Source organism: Allomuricauda sp. XS_ASV26 (assembly GCF_041224615.1).
GTDB lineage: Bacteria > Bacteroidota > Bacteroidia > Flavobacteriales > Flavobacteriaceae > Flagellimonas > Flagellimonas alginolytica.
Genome location: NZ_JBGFGK010000014.1, coordinates 1 through 388, shown reverse-complemented (window position 1 = coordinate 388; position 388 = coordinate 1). Strand labels below are relative to the sequence as shown.

The following is a 388-nucleotide window of genomic DNA, read 5'->3' as shown; positions in this document are numbered from 1 at the left end:
ATCGCACTCGCATTGTTCGAAATGTTCGTAGTGTTGGTTGAGATGTTCGAAGCATTGTTACCGATCGCCGTAGTGTTGTTGGCAATGTCCGCGGCATTGGCCGCTACTCCGGCGCTATCGTCCAAAGAGGACAGGTCCGCGGAAAAGCTCGTGCCGCCCTCGCTTACCGTTACCTCGTTGGTCCCGCCATCGAAGCTCACCCCAGTAATATCGTCGTCGGCCACGCTGTCCACATAGGCCTTTGTGGCGGCATCGCTCGCAGCGGTCGGGGCTCCAAGGCCCGTCAGCACTAGACCGTTCGCATCGTTCCCGTCAGTCAGCACTTCCTCGATGTTCTGGATCTCGTTCGTATCCGATAGATCTCCGTCGGCCGAGATATGGTTGGCCA

At 57.7% G+C, this 388-nt stretch carries 1 protein-coding gene; it reads right to left on the bottom strand.

The features are described from left to right. Positions 1 to 388, bottom strand: a 388-nt coding sequence (locus AB9K32_RS00075) for a hypothetical protein (RefSeq protein WP_369884004.1), incomplete at both ends; no start/stop codon positions are given.